Origin of the sequence: Bacillus cereus (assembly GCF_002567495.1) — a bacterium.
Classification (GTDB): domain Bacteria; phylum Bacillota; class Bacilli; order Bacillales; family Bacillaceae_G; genus Bacillus_A; species Bacillus_A cereus_AQ.
On record NZ_NVAP01000033.1, the window covers coordinates 1 to 15,809 of the forward strand.

Genomic DNA, 15,809 nt, shown 5'->3' on the forward strand with positions numbered 1-15,809 from the left:
TTATATCATCGCGGGGTGGAGCAGTACGGTAGCTCGTCGGGCTCATAACCCGAAGGTCGCAGGTTCAAATCCTGTCCCCGCAACCAAATGGTCCCGTGGTGTAGTGGTTAACATGCCTGCCTGTCACGCAGGAGATCGCCGGTTCGACCCCGGTCGGGACCGCCATTTTATATAAAGAAAAGAACGAAACAAGTTGTTTCGTATTTTTTTATTTGTTTTAACAAAAAACTAATAAAGACAGTCAAACTATCCTTAGGACAACTCCTAAGGACTTTTTTATATATTCAAAACCTGTATAATAAAGAGCAGAGAACATTGTGAGTAAAGTAGGTGAAGTCTGTGAATAAATATGAAGTAACAACAAAATCTTCTGAGGAAACACAAAGATTATCAGAAAAACTAGGTGAACTCGTAGAGGCACAAGATGTAATTATTTTAGAAGGAGATCTTGGAGCTGGTAAAACGACTTTTACAAAGGGACTAGCAAAAGGTCTTGGAGTGAAAAGAGTTGTAAATAGTCCTACCTTTAATATTATTAAAGAATATAAAGGAAGAGTACCGCTATATCATATGGACGTGTATCGCTTAGCAGAAAGCGAAGAGGACTTAGGCTTTGATGAATATTTCTACGGTGAAGGAATTACGGTAGTGGAATGGGCTCATTTAATAGAAGCATATTTACCGAATGAAAAGTTACAAATTAGTTTATTCCATGCTGGAGATGACACAAGAAAAATTATACTCGAGCCAATTGGAGATCGCTATATTAGATTATGTGAGGAGCTATTACAAGATGAAAGTACTAGCAATTGATACTTCAAATTACGTAATGGGTGTATCCCTTATTGAGGAAGGAAACGTAATTGGGGAAATCATTACAAATTTAACGAAAAACCATTCTGTACGTCTTATGCCAGCTGTAGAGCAACTGTTAAAAGAATGTGGTGTAAAACCGAAGGAATTAACTAAAATCGTTGTAGCTGCTGGACCTGGATCATATACAGGTGTTCGCATAGGTGTGACAGCGGCAAAAACATTAGCTTGGTCACTTCAAATACCAATTGTAGGTGTATCAAGTTTAGAGGTAGTAGCTGCAAACGGTGCTAACTTTAATGGATTAATTTGTCCTTTATTTGATGGAAGACGTGGGCAAATCTATACTGGATTATATACATACGAAGGAGAGCAGTTAACTTCAATAGAAGAAGACCGAATTATTCTTATTGTGGACTGGTTGCAAATGTTAAAAGATAAAGGACAGCCTGTTTTATTTATCGGTAACGATGTTAAATTGCATAAAGAAACAATTATAGAACATTTAGGTGATCAAGCTATATTTGCTCCTTTCACTAAAAATAACCCAAGACCAAGTGAGTTAGCATTCTTAGGATTACAAAAAGAAGAACAAGATGTGCATACGTTTGTTCCAAGCTACCTTCGTTTAGCTGAAGCTGAAACAAAGTGGTTAGAAAGTCAAAACAAGTAGGAGTTTGTAGAAGATGGATATGATATTTAGAAAGATGGAACTTGATGATATTGCTCAAATTGTAGCTATTGAAGAAGCATCTTTTTCAACTCCTTGGACTTCAGATGCCTTTCACCGTGAATTAACGATGAATGAACATGCACATTATATTGTGTTAGAAAAAGATGGTCGTGTAATCGGGTATTGTGGATTGTGGATAATTATTGATGAATCACATATAACAAATATAGCTATTTTGCCAGAATACCGAGGTCAAAAGTTAGGAGATGCCTTATTAAAAGCAGTTATTTCAGAAGCGAAAGAACTAGAGGTAAAAACAATGACGCTTGAAGTACGTGTATCAAATGAAGTAGCAAAGCAGTTATACAAAAAATATGGATTTCAAAATGGTGGAATTCGTAAACGATACTATGCAGACAATCAGGAAGATGGTCTTGTAATGTGGGTGAATATATAATGGAAAAAAATACGATTATACTTGGGATTGAAACAAGTTGTGATGAAACAGCGGTAGCGGTTGTTAAAAATGGAACGGAAATTATTGCGAATGTCGTTGCATCACAAATTGAAAGTCATAAACGTTTTGGCGGCGTTGTACCAGAGATTGCATCCCGTCATCATGTAGAAGAAATTACAGTTGTGTTAGAAGAAGCTTTAAAAGAAGCAAACATCACATTTGATGATATTGATGCAATTGCTGTAACAGAAGGGCCTGGTTTAGTAGGGGCACTTCTAATCGGAGTAAATGCAGCGAAGGCAGTAGCTTTTGCACATGATATTCCGCTAGTCGGTGTTCATCATATTGCTGGTCATATTTATGCGAACCGTTTAGTAAAAGAAGTTCAATTCCCACTATTATCACTTGTTGTATCTGGTGGGCATACAGAACTTGTTTATATGAAAGAACACGGTTCATTTGAAGTAATTGGTGAAACGCGAGATGATGCAGCTGGAGAAGCATATGATAAAGTAGCTCGTACGTTATCTATGCCATATCCAGGTGGCCCTCATATTGATCGCCTTGCACATGAAGGAGAACCAACAATTGATTTGCCTCGTGCATGGCTAGAACCGGATTCATATGATTTTAGCTTTAGTGGATTGAAATCAGCAGTTATCAACACTGTGCATAACGCGAAACAACGCGGTATAGAAATTAAACCAGAAGATTTAGCGGCAAGTTTCCAAGAAAGTGTAATAGATGTACTTGTAACGAAAGCAGCTCGTGCAGCAGAAGCTTATAATGTAAAGCAATTACTTCTTGCTGGTGGAGTAGCTGCTAATAAAGGACTTCGTGCGCGATTAGAAGCAGAATTTGCACAAAAAGAAAACATTGAACTAATTATTCCACCGCTATCTTTATGCACAGATAATGCAGCAATGATTGCAGCGGCAGGGACAATTGCTTATGAACAAGGTAAGCGTGCAACATTAGCCTTAAATGCGAATCCAGGATTAGATATTGAAGCATAGTTATGCACATAATTAACCACAGCTTGTGGATAAAACCCATAGTATCTGTTGATAATATGGGTTTTATTGTGTATATAAAATGTTGACAACTTTTTTGTTGATTGTGGATAATGTGGAAAAGTTGGTTTAATAGTCATTTTTATAAAGGTGGATATGTGTATAAACTTGTGGATAAGTTGGATGAAGTCTGACCTTTGAATGTATTCTTTTTCGGGAAATAAAAAGCAAGAAGATATCTCCGAAAAACATTTTGAAATATCCCTCCATTATAGAGAGTGCTGATATTGTCAATCCTTGTCGATAAATCGATATTTCGTGTCGGATTGTTGATATATAGAGGGTTGCGATAGATGCATTTGAAAAATCGTTGATATATTCCAAGTTACGATCGATATATTCAAAAAATTATTCATGTACTTAAAGAAAAAAGATGTCGCATAGTCAAAAATCCTGACTGATGAGACATCTTTCTTATTTAAATAATCTTATACATGCAGCTCTTCCCATTCTGCCATACAAGTCTCAAGTTGTTCTTGTAGCGTTTGTTTTTTAGTTGTAATTTCACTAGCTTTTTCATAATCTGCATATATTTCTGGTAAGCAAAGTTGATCTTCTAACGTAGCAATTTCTTCTTCTAAGCTTACGATGTTTTGTTCTAGCTCTTCAATTTTTCGAGTGCGTTGACGTTCTAATTGTTTACGCTCTTTTTCTTCGAGATAATTTAATTTTTCTTGAGCTACAGTTTTTTGAACAGGTGCCTGATTTTCTTGCTGTTCTTGTTGTTCAAATGCTGCGCGTTCAATCATTTCATTTTTCTTCTCCACATAGTAATCGTAATCACCTAAATATTCTTGCGCACCTTCTGTTGATAACTCGACAACTGTAGTCGTTACGCGATTAATGAAGTAACGATCATGTGAGACGAATAGAAGAGTTCCTGGATAATCAATTAAAGCATTCTCCAAAATTTCTTTACTATTTAAATCAAGATGGTTCGTTGGCTCATCGAGAATTAATAAATTGGATTTTTGCATCATAAGTTTTGCAAGAGCTAATCGAGCTTTTTGTCCACCACTAAGAGAAGATACTGGTTTCAGTACGTCATCTCCTGTGAATAAAAAGTTCCCGAGTATAGTACGGATTTCCTTTTCAGGTTGAAGTGGATATTCATCCCATAATTCATTTAAAACTCGTTTAGAAGATGTTAAGTTCGCTTGTTCTTGATCATAATAACCAACAGATACATTTGATCCGAAAGAAACATCACCATTTAATAGTGGTAACTTATTCACAATAGATTTTAACAATGTGGATTTTCCAATTCCATTTGGTCCAACTAAAGCAACACTATCTCCGCGAGTTAAGCGCATAGTTACATGTTCAATTATAGGATCCTTATCATAGCCGATGGTTGCATCCTTTACTTGTAAAACATCATTTCCACTTTGCTTTTCAATATCGAAGTGGAAGGATGCTGACTTAGAATCCCCTAATGGTCTCGTTAATAATTCCATTCGGTCTAGTTGTTTACGACGACTTTGCGCACGTTTCGTTGTAGAAGCGCGAGCTATATTCTTTTGGACGAAGTCCTCAAGTTTGGCAATTTCATCTTGTTGTTTTTCGTAACGTTTCATTTCTTGCTCGTATAAGGCAGATTTTAAGTCTAAATATTTACTGTAGTTACCAACAAATCGTCTGCTCTCTTTATTCGAAATTTCATATACTTGTGTAACGAGTTTGTCTAAGAAATAACGGTCATGTGAAACGATTAATATTGCACCAGGATAACCTTGTAAATATTGCTCAAGCCATGTTAATGTTTCGATGTCTAAATGGTTTGTAGGCTCGTCCAAAATGAGTAAGTCGGGTTTCGTTAATAATAATTTCCCGAGAGCTAATCGTGTTTTTTGTCCACCGCTTAATGTAGAAATCGTTGTCTGGTGTGTTTCCACTGGGAAGCCAAGGCCACTTAAAATGGAGCGAATATCCGCTTCATATTGATATCCACCTTGATCTTTATAATTGAGTTGCAATTGGTCATAATCAGCTAACAATCTTTCGTATGTAGCTTCGTTTGAAAAATTTTCTTCTTTTCCCATCTCTTGCTCTAGCCTTCGAAGTTTTGTCTCCATTTGCTGTAAGTGAGTAAAGACGGTTAACATTTCATCCCAAATTGTTAAAGACGTTTCTAGTCCGGTATTTTGAGCTAAATACCCTATTGAGACATCTTTCGGTTTTATAATTTCGCCACCATCATGAGATAACTCACCAGCGATAATTTTTAATAATGTAGATTTTCCAGCTCCATTCCTTCCAACTAATGCGATACGATCTTTTGTTTGTACTTCCAATTTTATGTTTGCGAGAATTGTTTCTGCGCCGTATAATTTCGAAAGTCCATTTACTTGTAATAAAATCAATGTTTTCACCTCAAATAATTTCTTAACTTTGCCATGTTTATATTTCTCAATCATACTAAAAATAGTGTATAGTTTAAAATAAAGAGAGAATACTTCTTCTCTTTATTATACAAGGAATTTAATGAGTACTAAACTTCTGTATTTGATTAAAGTATATGAATGAAGATAGGAAGAGAGGAGAGGTCATATGGATCAGCAAAAGATTCCACAAGCCACTGCTAAACGATTGCCTCTATACTATCGATTTATCCAAAACTTATCTCTTTCTGGTAAGCAGCGTGTTTCATCGGCCGAATTGAGTGAAGCGGTAAAGGTAGATTCCGCAACAATACGAAGAGATTTTTCGTATTTTGGAGCGTTAGGGAAAAAGGGATATGGATATAACGTAAATTATTTATTATCATTTTTCCGCGAAACACTTGATCAAGATGATATAACGCGTGTAGCACTTATTGGAGTAGGTAATTTAGGGACCGCTTTCTTACATTATAATTTCACGAAAAACAATAATACAAAAATTGAAATGGCGTTTGATGTTAGTGAAGAGAAAGTTGGAACAGAAATCGGAGGCATTCCTGTATATCATTTAGATGAATTAGAAGAGAGATTATCAAATGATATACAAGTGGCAATATTAACAGTACCGGCTACAGTAGCGCAAGCTGTAGCAGATAGATTAGCTGAAACGAGCGTGCACGGTATTTTAAATTTCACACCAGCACGATTAAACGTATCAGAGAATATTAGAATTCATCATATTGATTTAGCTGTAGAGTTACAAACATTAGTTTACTTTTTGAAAAATTATCCACAATAAAACGCAGAGGAAGCGACCTCTGCGTTTTATTATTGTTTCTTCTTTGTGAATTTAACTAATATAAGGCGAAGTGCCAAATTAAAATCAATTGTTGCCATAACTGCAAATAGTATTGTCCACACATTCCAGATTGTATCTGTTACGTTCGTAATGGCGAAGCGTGTAAAGATACATCCAAGAAGGAAGTATAGTGCAGCCATGAACAATGGTGAGTTTCTCATACAAAAAATCCTCCGATAAAGCCTTGCATTTTTTCAGCTTCTTTAATCATTTCTTGAATTTGCTCATTGCTCATAAAAATTTGCCCGATAGCGACTAATGTATTCATCGCAACATGAGCTGCAATAGGAACGATAATTCGCTTCGTTTTTACATATAAAAAGGCGAATACGAGCCCCATAGAAGTGTATACCAATAAGTGAGTAAAATCAAAATGAATTGCTGCGAATACAAGCGAACTAATGATAGCTGCAATAAAGAAGTTGAACTTCTTATAAAGTGCACCGAATAAAATTTTTCTAAATACGATTTCTTCTAAGATAGGTCCGATTATAGATACAACAATAAGGAACCAAGGTATCGTTCTTGCGATGTCCATTAGTCTGTCTGTATTCTCAGATCCACGTGGAACCCCTAATACATACATTTCAATCATACCTGCAATGGATTGTGAGATGATTGCTAAGAAGAATCCGATGAAAATCCACCCAATTGTAGCTGGAACAGAAGAGCGTGTTGCATCTAAATGTCTGTCACGAATATCTGTTCTAAGTAACCAAAGTACGATACATAATGCAACAAAGAAGCTAATAATTGCCCAGTGTCCCATTATGATTTGTCCTTTTTCCTCAATGGTAAATCCTCTATTATCATAGAGTCCTGTTTTTAGGAGAAGTGGTAATCCAACAGCGCCAGATAATTGCATTAAAATGTATGTAACGATAACCCACCAATATTGTTTTTTCAAATGGTTTAACCATCCTTTCTAACTATAGTGTATGAGATAAGTTAGGATAACATGTAAATATGCTACCTACGATATAAACCTCACTTAAATTATGTTTTTTTCGTAAATCCTTATTTGAAATTATAATAGAAGACAGGAGAAAGTTGTGTGTGTAGCGAAAACAACTTAGGGTGTCCTTTCATATTGTAACATACGAGCAGTGGAAACAATGCTTCATATAGTAAAGGCGGTATTCTATATAGAAAGTTTATATAGTAATTTGCGAAAAAATTATGATTTTTTTACTTGCAAAAGAAATTGAGATTATTTATTATTATAAGTGTGTTAGCACTCGGGTGACTTGAGTGCTAATAAATAAAATTTACATAACAAAATGAGGAGGTTATTGTTCATGCTAAAGCCATTAGGTGATCGCGTTGTAATTGAGCTTGTTCAAGCAGAAGAAAAAACAGCAAGTGGTATTGTATTACCAGACACTGCAAAAGAAAAACCACAAGAGGGTAAAGTTGTTGCAGTAGGTACTGGTCGAGTGCTTGAAAATGGTGAGCGTGTTGCTTTAGAGGTAGCAGCAGGTGATCTTATCATCTTCTCAAAATATGCAGGTACTGAAGTGAAATACGAAGGTACTGACTACTTGATTTTACGTGAAAGTGACATTTTAGCAGTTATCGGTTAATTATATAAATCTTAAAAAATCCAAGGGGGTCAATTATTATGGCAAAAGATATTAAATTTAGTGAAGAAGCACGTCGTTCGATGCTTCGCGGTGTCGACACTCTTGCAAACGCAGTAAAAGTAACGCTTGGACCAAAAGGGCGTAACGTTGTACTTGAGAAAAAATTCGGTTCACCACTTATTACAAATGACGGTGTAACAATCGCAAAAGAAATCGAATTAGAAGATGCATTCGAAAACATGGGTGCGAAATTAGTAGCAGAAGTTGCTAGCAAAACAAATGATGTAGCTGGTGACGGAACAACAACTGCAACTGTATTAGCGCAAGCTATGATTCGTGAAGGTCTTAAAAACGTAACAGCTGGTGCTAACCCAATGGGTCTTCGTAAAGGTATCGAAAAAGCTGTTACTGCTGCAATTGCAGAATTAAAAGAGATTTCTAAACCAATCGAAGGTAAATCTTCTATCGCACAAGTAGCTGCTATTTCTGCAGCTGACGAAGAAGTAGGTCAATTAATCGCTGAAGCAATGGAGCGCGTTGGTAACGACGGTGTTATTACTTTAGAAGAGTCTAAAGGATTCACAACAGAATTAGACGTAGTAGAAGGTATGCAATTTGATCGTGGATATGCATCTCCTTACATGATTACTGATTCTGACAAAATGGAAGCAGTTCTTGATAACCCATATATCTTAATTACTGACAAAAAGATTTCTAACATCCAAGAAATCTTACCAGTATTAGAGCAAGTGGTACAACAAGGTAAACCACTTCTTATCATTGCTGAAGATGTAGAAGGCGAAGCTTTAGCTACATTAGTAGTGAACAAACTTCGTGGTACATTCAATGTAGTAGCTGTTAAAGCTCCTGGATTTGGTGACCGTCGTAAAGCAATGCTAGAAGATATCGCAATCTTAACTGGTGGCGAAGTAATCACTGAAGAATTAGGTCGTGACTTAAAATCTGCTACAGTTGAATCTTTAGGACGCGCTGGTAAAGTTGTTGTTACAAAAGAAAACACAACTGTAGTTGAAGGTATTGGAAATACAGAGCAAATCGCAGCTCGCATCGGTCAAATCCGTGCGCAATTAGAAGAAACAACTTCTGAATTCGATCGTGAAAAATTACAAGAGCGTCTTGCGAAACTTGCAGGTGGCGTAGCAGTAATTAAAGTCGGTGCAGCAACTGAAACTGAGTTAAAAGAGCGCAAACTTCGCATTGAAGATGCACTGAACTCAACTCGTGCAGCAGTAGAAGAAGGTATCGTTGCAGGTGGTGGTACTTCACTTATGAACGTATACACGAAAGTAGCTTCTATCGTAGCTGAAGGCGACGAAGCAACAGGTATCAACATCGTACTTCGTGCACTAGAAGAGCCAGTTCGTCAAATCGCAATCAACGCTGGTCTAGAAGGATCTGTAGTTGTAGAGCGTCTAAAAGGCGAAAAAGTAGGCGTTGGTTTCAACGCAGCTACTGGCGAATGGGTTAACATGCTTGAGTCTGGTATCGTAGATCCAGCTAAAGTAACTCGTTCTGCACTTCAAAACGCAGCATCTGTTGCAGCTATGTTCTTAACAACTGAAGCTGTAGTAGCTGACAAGCCAGAACCAAATGCACCAGCAATGCCTGACATGGGCGGCATGGGCATGGGCGGTATGGGCGGAATGATGTAATTCCGTTTGCCCTAAAAAACATCCATTTCTATATAGAAATGGATGTTTTTTTATGTTTTTTAGAAAAGGAAATGAATTTCTGTAGAATTTTGTCGCTTTCTCTCTTGACCATATAGATACTTCATTGTTAGAATCTAGGAAGATAATATAAAACGATCCTTCATATATCCTCAATGATATGGTTTGAGAGTCTCTACCGGGTTACCGTAAACAACCTGACTATGAAGGCAGTGTGTCTTATATTTATAAAGAGCGGAGACTATCTTTCTTTATAAAGCCAGACCCCTGCCTTTTCTTTGTTATGAGACTAGAGGCGGAGGACTGGCTTTTTTTATTATATTAGTAATGCTTTTCGCCAAATTGGTGAAAATATTTATATACGAGAACTAACGTTGGGGTGATTATTTTGAAGAAGCAACACGATACAATTATCGTTTTAGATTTTGGAAGTCAATACAATCAGTTAATAGCACGTCGAATTCGTGAGTTCGGTGTATACAGTGAACTTCATCCACATACAATTACTGCAGAAGAAATTAAAGCAATGAATCCAAAAGGGATTATTTTCTCTGGTGGACCAAATAGTGTATACGGTGAAGGTGCATTACATTGTGATGAAAAAATCTTTGAACTAGGATTACCGATTTTCGGTATCTGTTACGGTATGCAGCTTATGACACAACACTTCGGTGGTAAAGTAGAGCGTGCTAACCACCGTGAGTACGGAAAAGCTGTTCTTAAAGTAGAGAACGAATCAAAATTATATGCGAACCTTCCAGAAGAGCAAGTTGTATGGATGAGCCATGGTGACTTAGTAACTGGTTTACCTGAAGGATTCGTAGTAGACGCAACAAGTGAGTCTTGCCCAATTGCTGGTATGAGCAATGAAGCGAAAAACTTATACGGTGTACAATTCCACCCAGAAGTACGTCACTCTGAGCACGGTAACGATTTAATTAAAAACTTCGTATTCGGCGTATGTGGTTGTTCTGAAGGATGGAACATGGAGAACTTTATCGAAGTAGAATTAGAAAAGATTCGTGAAACTGTTGGAGACAAAAAAGTACTATGTGCACTTAGTGGCGGCGTAGACTCTTCTGTTGTAGCAGTATTAATTCATAAAGCAATCGGTGATCAATTAACATGTATTTTCGTTGACCACGGTTTACTTCGTAAAGATGAAGCAGAAGGCGTTATGAAAACATTCAGCGAAGGCTTCCACATGAACGTTATCAAAGTGGATGCAAAAGAACGCTTCATGAACAAGTTAAAAGGTGTAGAAGATCCAGAACAAAAACGTAAAATCATCGGTAACGAATTCATTTACGTATTTGATGATGAAGCATCTAAATTACAAGGTATGGACTTCTTAGCACAAGGTACACTTTACACAGATATCGTTGAGAGTGGTACGGCAACTGCACAAACAATTAAATCTCACCATAACGTTGGTGGACTTCCAGAAGACATGCAGTTCAAATTAATTGAGCCTTTAAATACGTTATTTAAAGATGAAGTACGTGTATTAGGATCTGAACTAGGAATTCCTGATGAAATCGTATGGCGTCAACCATTCCCAGGCCCTGGTCTTGGTATTCGTGTATTAGGTGAAATCACAGAAGAGAAATTAGAAATTGTTCGTGAATCTGATGCGATTTTACGTGAAGAAATTATTAAAGCAGGATTAGACCGCGAAATCTGGCAATACTTCACTGCGCTTCCTGGTATGCGTAGCGTAGGTGTTATGGGTGACGAGCGTACTTATGATTACACAGTAGGTATCCGCGCGGTAACATCTATCGACGGTATGACAGCTGATTGGGCACGTATCCCTTGGGACGTATTAGAGAAAATCTCTGTACGTATCGTAAACGAAGTAAAACATGTTAACCGTATCGTGTATGATGTAACGAGTAAGCCACCAGCAACTATTGAGTGGGAATAGTATTGTAATAAAAAAGATCCATCTATCATTCGTGAATAGATGGATCTTTTTATTTTTACCATTAATACGAACGAAAGTATAAAAGTTTATAAAAATGTTCGTTTTTAAATTGACAAAACCACCACCTCGAGTTAATATGAGTATGTAATTCAAACGAAAAGTGAATATTATGCCGTCGTATAATATCGGGGATATGGCCCGAAAGTTTCTACCTAGCTACCGTAAATGGCTTGACTACGAGGCGTTTGTATAAAGATGAGGGGAAACTTGTCTTTGTTTATAGAACGCTTCCATGTATATATGCAATGGAAGCCTTTTTTATTTCTCGGGATAAAAAAGGGCTAGGAGAAATACGGCGAGTAATCATATAACGGGGGAAACGTAGGATGAAACGCTATTTTCAGTTTGATGAACTCGGTACGAATTATAAGACTGAGTTCATAGCAGGGTTAACGACATTTCTATCTATGGCTTACGTACTATTTGTCAATCCTGCTACGCTGTCGCTTGGAAATGTTAAAGGGTTACCAGCAGGTACAGGGATGGATCCAGGTGCAGTGTTCGTTGCTACAGCATTAGCAGCAGCGATCGGTTCGTTAATTATGGGGATTTTCGCGAAGTATCCAATTGCTTTAGCGCCAGGTATGGGAATTAACGCGTTCTTTGCTTATACAGCAGTGTTAACGATGGGGATTCCGTGGCAAACAGCAATTGCTGGAACGTTAATGTCAGGTATTATCTTTATTATTCTTACAGCTTCAGGTATTCGTGAAAAAATCATTAATGCAATTCCATCGGAGTTAAAGTTTGCAGTAGCGGCAGGTATCGGATTATTCATTGCTTTCCTTGGATTCCAAAATGCCGGAATTATCGTGAAAAATGATGCGGTTCTTGTTGGGTTGGGGGACTTAACAAAGGGCACAACGTTACTAGCAATCTTCGGGGTTGTTACTACGATCATCTTCATGATTAAGAAAATTAATGGTGCAGTATTTTACGGTATGATTCTTACCGCAATCTTAGGAGTGGCAACAGGATTAATTGATACTCCGAAAGCTGTAGTGGGAGCAATACCGAGCCTAGAACCAACGTTCGGCGTGGCGTTAACGCACTTCGGAGATATTTTCACTGTTCAAATGGGGATTGTTATTATAACGTTCTTCTTTATCGATTTCTTTGATACAGCAGGTACGCTTGTAGCGGTTGCGAATCAAGCAGGATTAATGAAGAACAATAAATTACCACGTGCAGGAAAAGCATTATTTGCAGATGCGATTGCAACTGTAATTGGTGCGATCTTGGGTACATCAACAACAACGTCTTACATTGAATCGTCTGCAGGGGTAGCAGCGGGAGGACGTTCTGGATTTACAGCAGTTGTAACAGCAGGATTCTTCTTATTGGCACTATTCTTCTCGCCATTACTAAGTGTTGTAACACCAGCTGTAACGGCGCCAGCTTTAATTATTGTAGGAATCTTGATGGTTTCTTCCTTAGGGGAAATTGATTGGAAGAAATTCGAGATTGCAGTACCAGCATTCTTTACAATCATCTCTATGCCACTTACGTATAGTATCGCAACGGGGATTGCGATTGGATTTATTTTCTATCCAATTACAATGGTTGTGAGTGGTCGTCGTAAAGAGGTTCATCCGATTATGTATGTTATGGGAGTTTTATTCGTACTATACTTCATCTACGTTCGTAAATAAAGTTCAACTAATCGGGCTTTTACTGGCAGTTGATCTGCCGCGTAACATTGTTGTTTTGGGCAGTTTTTTGAAGTGGGAGTCTTACTGCCCGTTAATGCGGGATAAAAGGGGTTTTTTGAAAGGTCTAGACTTAAGGGGAGTCTAGACCTTTTTTGCGTCTTCAGAAAAACTTAAGGATTTCCGAGCGTTTTTCTTCAGAAGTTTTCCTATAATAGAAGTTAGGGATTAAAAAAGTGATGGGGGAGATATTGTGGCACACGAAACAATACTTGTCGTAGATGATGAAAAAGAAATTCGAAATTTAATTACAATCTATTTAAAGAATGAAGGATATAAAGTACTGCAAGCAGGGGACGGAGAAGAAGGGCTACGTTTACTGGAAGAAAATGAAGTGCATCTAGTCGTATTAGATATTATGATGCCGAAAGTAGACGGTATTCATATGTGTATGAAAGTAAGGGAAGAAAAAGAAATGCCAATCATTATGCTTTCAGCGAAAACGCAAGATATGGATAAGATCTTAGGATTAACAACAGGGGCAGATGATTATGTAACGAAGCCGTTTAATCCGTTAGAGTTAATCGCAAGAATTAAATCTCAGTTACGCCGTTATATGAAAATGAATGGTTTTGTTATTCAAAATGAGGACGAGTTAGAAATTGGAGAGATGAAAATAAACATCTCAACCCATAAAGTCATTGTAGAGGGAGAAGAAGTGAAACTAACCCCGAGGGAACTTTCGATTTTAGAATTGTTATCTAGAAACCCAGGTATGGTGTTTAGTGCAGAGCAAATTTATGAAAAGGTTTGGAACGAACGGTCTTTCCAGTCGGATAACACGGTAATGGTTCATATTCGGAAAGTACGTGAAAAGATTGAGGAGAATCCAAGGAAACCTAGATATATAAAAACAGTATGGGGAGTGGGGTATAAGATTGAAAAAGATATTTAATCCGTTTACTTATGTTAGGAAAACAAGAGAATTAATTGAGAAATTAGTAAAGAGCGTACGGAAGAGTATAAGAATTCAATTGATTACTACTTTTGCTGCGTGTGCGTTATTAGGAGTTTTGTCAGCAAAGGCAGCTGCGCCATTTTTTGAGAATGCGAATCGCCAAGCGACTATCGATTATCGGGCTGGTATGGAACAAATTAATTACCAAGCTCAAAGAGCAGCGAATAGTTCGGTTCATGAAAATAAATTAGAAGCTATATCCAATATGATCGAAATGGAGAATCAAAATTTAGAGCGAGGAAATAGAGCTTTAAAAATATTGGTTACTGATGAGAGTGGTAAAGTTTTATATAAAACGAAGCAGGCGCAAGAAGAGCAAATCGATTTGCATAATACGATTCGTAATGCAGCATCATTTGCAATCAACTATTCAAATGGTCGAGATGTATTTGAAAATACGAGAAAAGAATTTATAGCTTTTTCACCTATTACAATAGAAGATAAGAATTTATATATGTTCGTTAGTGGAATACCAGATGGTGTAGTAATGTACGATACGCAAGAAGGACCGTTTCCGTTTTTCATAGGTGTACTCGTATTCATTTTCTCTTTCTTCTATATAACAAAGAGGAAGATGAAGCAGATTGAAGCGATGGCACAGGGTGTAAAGGAAATAGAAAAAGGAAACTTAGCGTATCGTATTGAGAAAAAAGGTGAAGATGAGATTGCAGCTTTAACTGAGAATATTAACAATATGGCGGAAGAGCTTATGAATAATATAGAAAAAGAACGTAAATTAGAGAAGCAAAAGAACGAGCTTATTACAAATGTATCTCATGATTTACGTACACCACTTACTTCCATTATGGGTTACTTGCGATTACTTCGAGATTCTAAATATGAAAATAAAGAACAACATGATGAGTATACGAGAATTGCTTTTGCAAAGTCGGAGCAGTTAAAGAATTTAATAGAAGATTTATTTGAGTATACGAAGTTAACAAATGAGCAAGTTGTGTTAGAAAAACAAGAAGTTTGTATAAATGAGTTACTCGAGCAATTAATAGAAGAGTTAGTACCGCAGGCGGAAGAACATGGACTTACGTTTGTTAAGAAGTTTCCTGAGGAACGTGCTTATGCATCAATTGATTCGGAAAAGATGGTCCGTGTATTTGATAATTTACTAATGAATGCGATTAAATATAGTAAAGATGATGGAGAGATAAAAGTTTCCCTTCAAAGGCAGCGTAGGGATATACAAATTGTTATAGCGAATCATAGCGAAGAATTTACGAGAGAAGAGTTAGCGAATTTGTTTGAACGTTTTTATAAGAAAGATCAATCTCGAAGTAGAGTAACAGAAGGTTCTGGACTTGGGCTTGCGATTGCGAAAAGTATTGTTGAGTTACAAGGTGGTAGTATTCGAGCAGAATATAGGGATGGTATTATCCAATTTATCGTCTCGTTACCAATTATAGAAAAATAACAAATGAATAGAATGATATATGATAAAAAGGTTTATTTTAAAAGAAATAAGCCTTTTTATATTTTTTTAGAAAAACATGTTGACGATTAGGAATTAGAGGTGTAATATAGAACAAGTCGCCGATGCAATAACGCAGAAGACGAAAAACAAAATGAAAAACTTAGTTGACATTAACTAACGAAGATGTTAACATAAGGAA

14 protein-coding genes, 2 tRNA genes and 2 riboswitches are annotated in these 15,809 nt (G+C 37.0%); of the genes, 13 read left to right on the forward strand and 3 right to left on the reverse strand.

Going from position 1 to position 15,809, the window contains the following annotated elements:
- Positions 1 to 9 precede the first annotated feature (9 nt).
- The 6 genes from COK05_RS14890 (at position 10) to tsaD (ending at position 2,959) form a co-directional block, all read left to right on the forward strand.
- Positions 10 to 86, forward strand: a tRNA-Met gene (locus COK05_RS14890).
- A 3-nt stretch (positions 87 to 89) separates the two neighbouring features.
- Positions 90 to 165: transfer RNA gene (locus tag COK05_RS14895), tRNA-Asp, on the forward strand.
- A gap of 174 nt (positions 166 to 339) precedes the next feature.
- A complete protein-coding gene (gene tsaE, locus COK05_RS14900; protein WP_098613186.1) occupies positions 340 to 813 on the forward strand; it encodes a tRNA (adenosine(37)-N6)-threonylcarbamoyltransferase complex ATPase subunit type 1 TsaE in 474 nt (157 codons plus the stop codon).
- On the forward strand, positions 794 to 1,486 hold the full coding sequence (gene tsaB, locus COK05_RS14905; protein ID WP_098613187.1) for a tRNA (adenosine(37)-N6)-threonylcarbamoyltransferase complex dimerization subunit type 1 TsaB: 693 nt from the start codon (positions 794 to 796) through the stop codon (positions 1,484 to 1,486). The genes tsaE and tsaB overlap by 20 nt, the downstream gene beginning before the upstream one ends.
- Positions 1,487 to 1,499: 13 nt before the next feature.
- On the forward strand, positions 1,500 to 1,943 hold the full coding sequence (rimI, locus tag COK05_RS14910) for a ribosomal protein S18-alanine N-acetyltransferase (protein ID WP_141539107.1): 444 nt from the start codon (positions 1,500 to 1,502) through the stop codon (positions 1,941 to 1,943).
- Entirely contained in the window at positions 1,943 to 2,959 is a 1,017-nt protein-coding gene (tsaD, locus tag COK05_RS14915; protein ID WP_098613188.1) for a tRNA (adenosine(37)-N6)-threonylcarbamoyltransferase complex transferase subunit TsaD, read from the forward strand. Before rimI ends, tsaD begins: the two co-directional genes overlap by 1 nt.
- A gap of 485 nt (positions 2,960 to 3,444) precedes the next feature.
- Here tsaD and COK05_RS14925 read toward each other — a convergent pair whose 3' ends face one another.
- A complete protein-coding gene (locus COK05_RS14925; protein WP_213747608.1) occupies positions 3,445 to 5,379 on the reverse strand; it encodes an ABC-F family ATP-binding cassette domain-containing protein in 1,935 nt (644 codons plus the stop codon).
- A gap of 187 nt (positions 5,380 to 5,566) precedes the next feature.
- Between COK05_RS14925 and COK05_RS14930 the strand changes: the two genes are divergently transcribed.
- Positions 5,567 to 6,196: a redox-sensing transcriptional repressor Rex gene (locus COK05_RS14930; RefSeq protein ID WP_000372699.1), complete on the forward strand. Its 630-nt coding sequence runs from the start codon at positions 5,567 to 5,569 to the stop codon at positions 6,194 to 6,196.
- A gap of 29 nt (positions 6,197 to 6,225) precedes the next feature.
- Here COK05_RS14930 and COK05_RS14935 read toward each other — a convergent pair whose 3' ends face one another.
- Complete coding sequence (locus COK05_RS14935; RefSeq protein WP_001246204.1) at positions 6,226 to 6,417, reverse strand: YdiK family protein; 192 nt, start codon at positions 6,415 to 6,417, stop codon at positions 6,226 to 6,228.
- Positions 6,414 to 7,163, reverse strand: a complete 750-nt coding sequence (locus COK05_RS14940; RefSeq protein WP_098613190.1) for a CPBP family intramembrane glutamic endopeptidase — start codon at positions 7,161 to 7,163, stop codon at positions 6,414 to 6,416. Before COK05_RS14940 ends, COK05_RS14935 begins: the two co-directional genes overlap by 4 nt.
- A 391-nt stretch (positions 7,164 to 7,554) precedes the next feature.
- On the opposite strand from COK05_RS14940, the gene groES reads away from it, so the two are divergent.
- From groES to ampS, 6 genes are all read left to right on the forward strand, one after another.
- On the forward strand, positions 7,555 to 7,839 hold the full coding sequence (gene groES / locus COK05_RS14945; protein WP_000917311.1) for a co-chaperone GroES: 285 nt from the start codon (positions 7,555 to 7,557) through the stop codon (positions 7,837 to 7,839).
- 38 nt (positions 7,840 to 7,877) lie between these two features.
- Complete coding sequence (gene groL / locus COK05_RS14950; RefSeq protein WP_098613191.1) at positions 7,878 to 9,512, forward strand: chaperonin GroEL; 1,635 nt, start codon at positions 7,878 to 7,880, stop codon at positions 9,510 to 9,512.
- A gap of 140 nt (positions 9,513 to 9,652) precedes the next feature.
- A riboswitch (purine riboswitch) is annotated at positions 9,653 to 9,754 on the forward strand.
- Positions 9,755 to 9,918: 164 nt separating this feature from the next.
- Positions 9,919 to 11,457, forward strand: coding sequence for a glutamine-hydrolyzing GMP synthase (gene guaA / locus COK05_RS14955; protein ID WP_141539108.1), 1,539 nt, complete (start codon positions 9,919 to 9,921; stop codon positions 11,455 to 11,457).
- Between the two features lie 155 nt (positions 11,458 to 11,612).
- Positions 11,613 to 11,714: riboswitch (purine riboswitch) on the forward strand.
- Between the two features lie 129 nt (positions 11,715 to 11,843).
- Positions 11,844 to 13,169, forward strand: coding sequence for an NCS2 family permease (locus COK05_RS14960; protein ID WP_000833082.1), 1,326 nt, complete (start codon positions 11,844 to 11,846; stop codon positions 13,167 to 13,169).
- A 250-nt stretch (positions 13,170 to 13,419) separates the two neighbouring features.
- A complete protein-coding gene (locus COK05_RS14965) occupies positions 13,420 to 14,121 on the forward strand; it encodes a response regulator transcription factor (protein WP_098613193.1) in 702 nt (233 codons plus the stop codon).
- A complete protein-coding gene (ampS, locus tag COK05_RS14970) occupies positions 14,105 to 15,610 on the forward strand; it encodes an aminopeptidase AmpS (protein WP_098613194.1) in 1,506 nt (501 codons plus the stop codon). Before COK05_RS14965 ends, ampS begins: the two co-directional genes overlap by 17 nt.
- Positions 15,611 to 15,809: the final 199 nt, after the last annotated feature.

Bases quoted from the DNA above. Each gene is read 5' to 3' on its own strand.
- tsaB (WP_098613187.1), top strand. From the start codon at position 794: ATGAAAGTACTAGCAATTGATACTTCAAATTACGTAATGGGTGTATCC.
- rimI (WP_141539107.1), top strand. From the start codon at position 1,500: ATGGATATGATATTTAGAAAGATGGAACTTGATGATATTGCTCAAATT.
- tsaD (WP_098613188.1), top strand. From the start codon at position 1,943: ATGGAAAAAAATACGATTATACTTGGGATTGAAACAAGTTGTGATGAA.
- COK05_RS14930 (WP_000372699.1), top strand. From the start codon at position 5,567: ATGGATCAGCAAAAGATTCCACAAGCCACTGCTAAACGATTGCCTCTA.
- COK05_RS14935 (WP_001246204.1), bottom strand. From the start codon at position 6,417: ATGAGAAACTCACCATTGTTCATGGCTGCACTATACTTCCTTCTTGGA.
- groES (WP_000917311.1), top strand. From the start codon at position 7,555: ATGCTAAAGCCATTAGGTGATCGCGTTGTAATTGAGCTTGTTCAAGCA.
- groL (WP_098613191.1), top strand. From the start codon at position 7,878: ATGGCAAAAGATATTAAATTTAGTGAAGAAGCACGTCGTTCGATGCTT.
- COK05_RS14960 (WP_000833082.1), top strand. From the start codon at position 11,844: ATGAAACGCTATTTTCAGTTTGATGAACTCGGTACGAATTATAAGACT.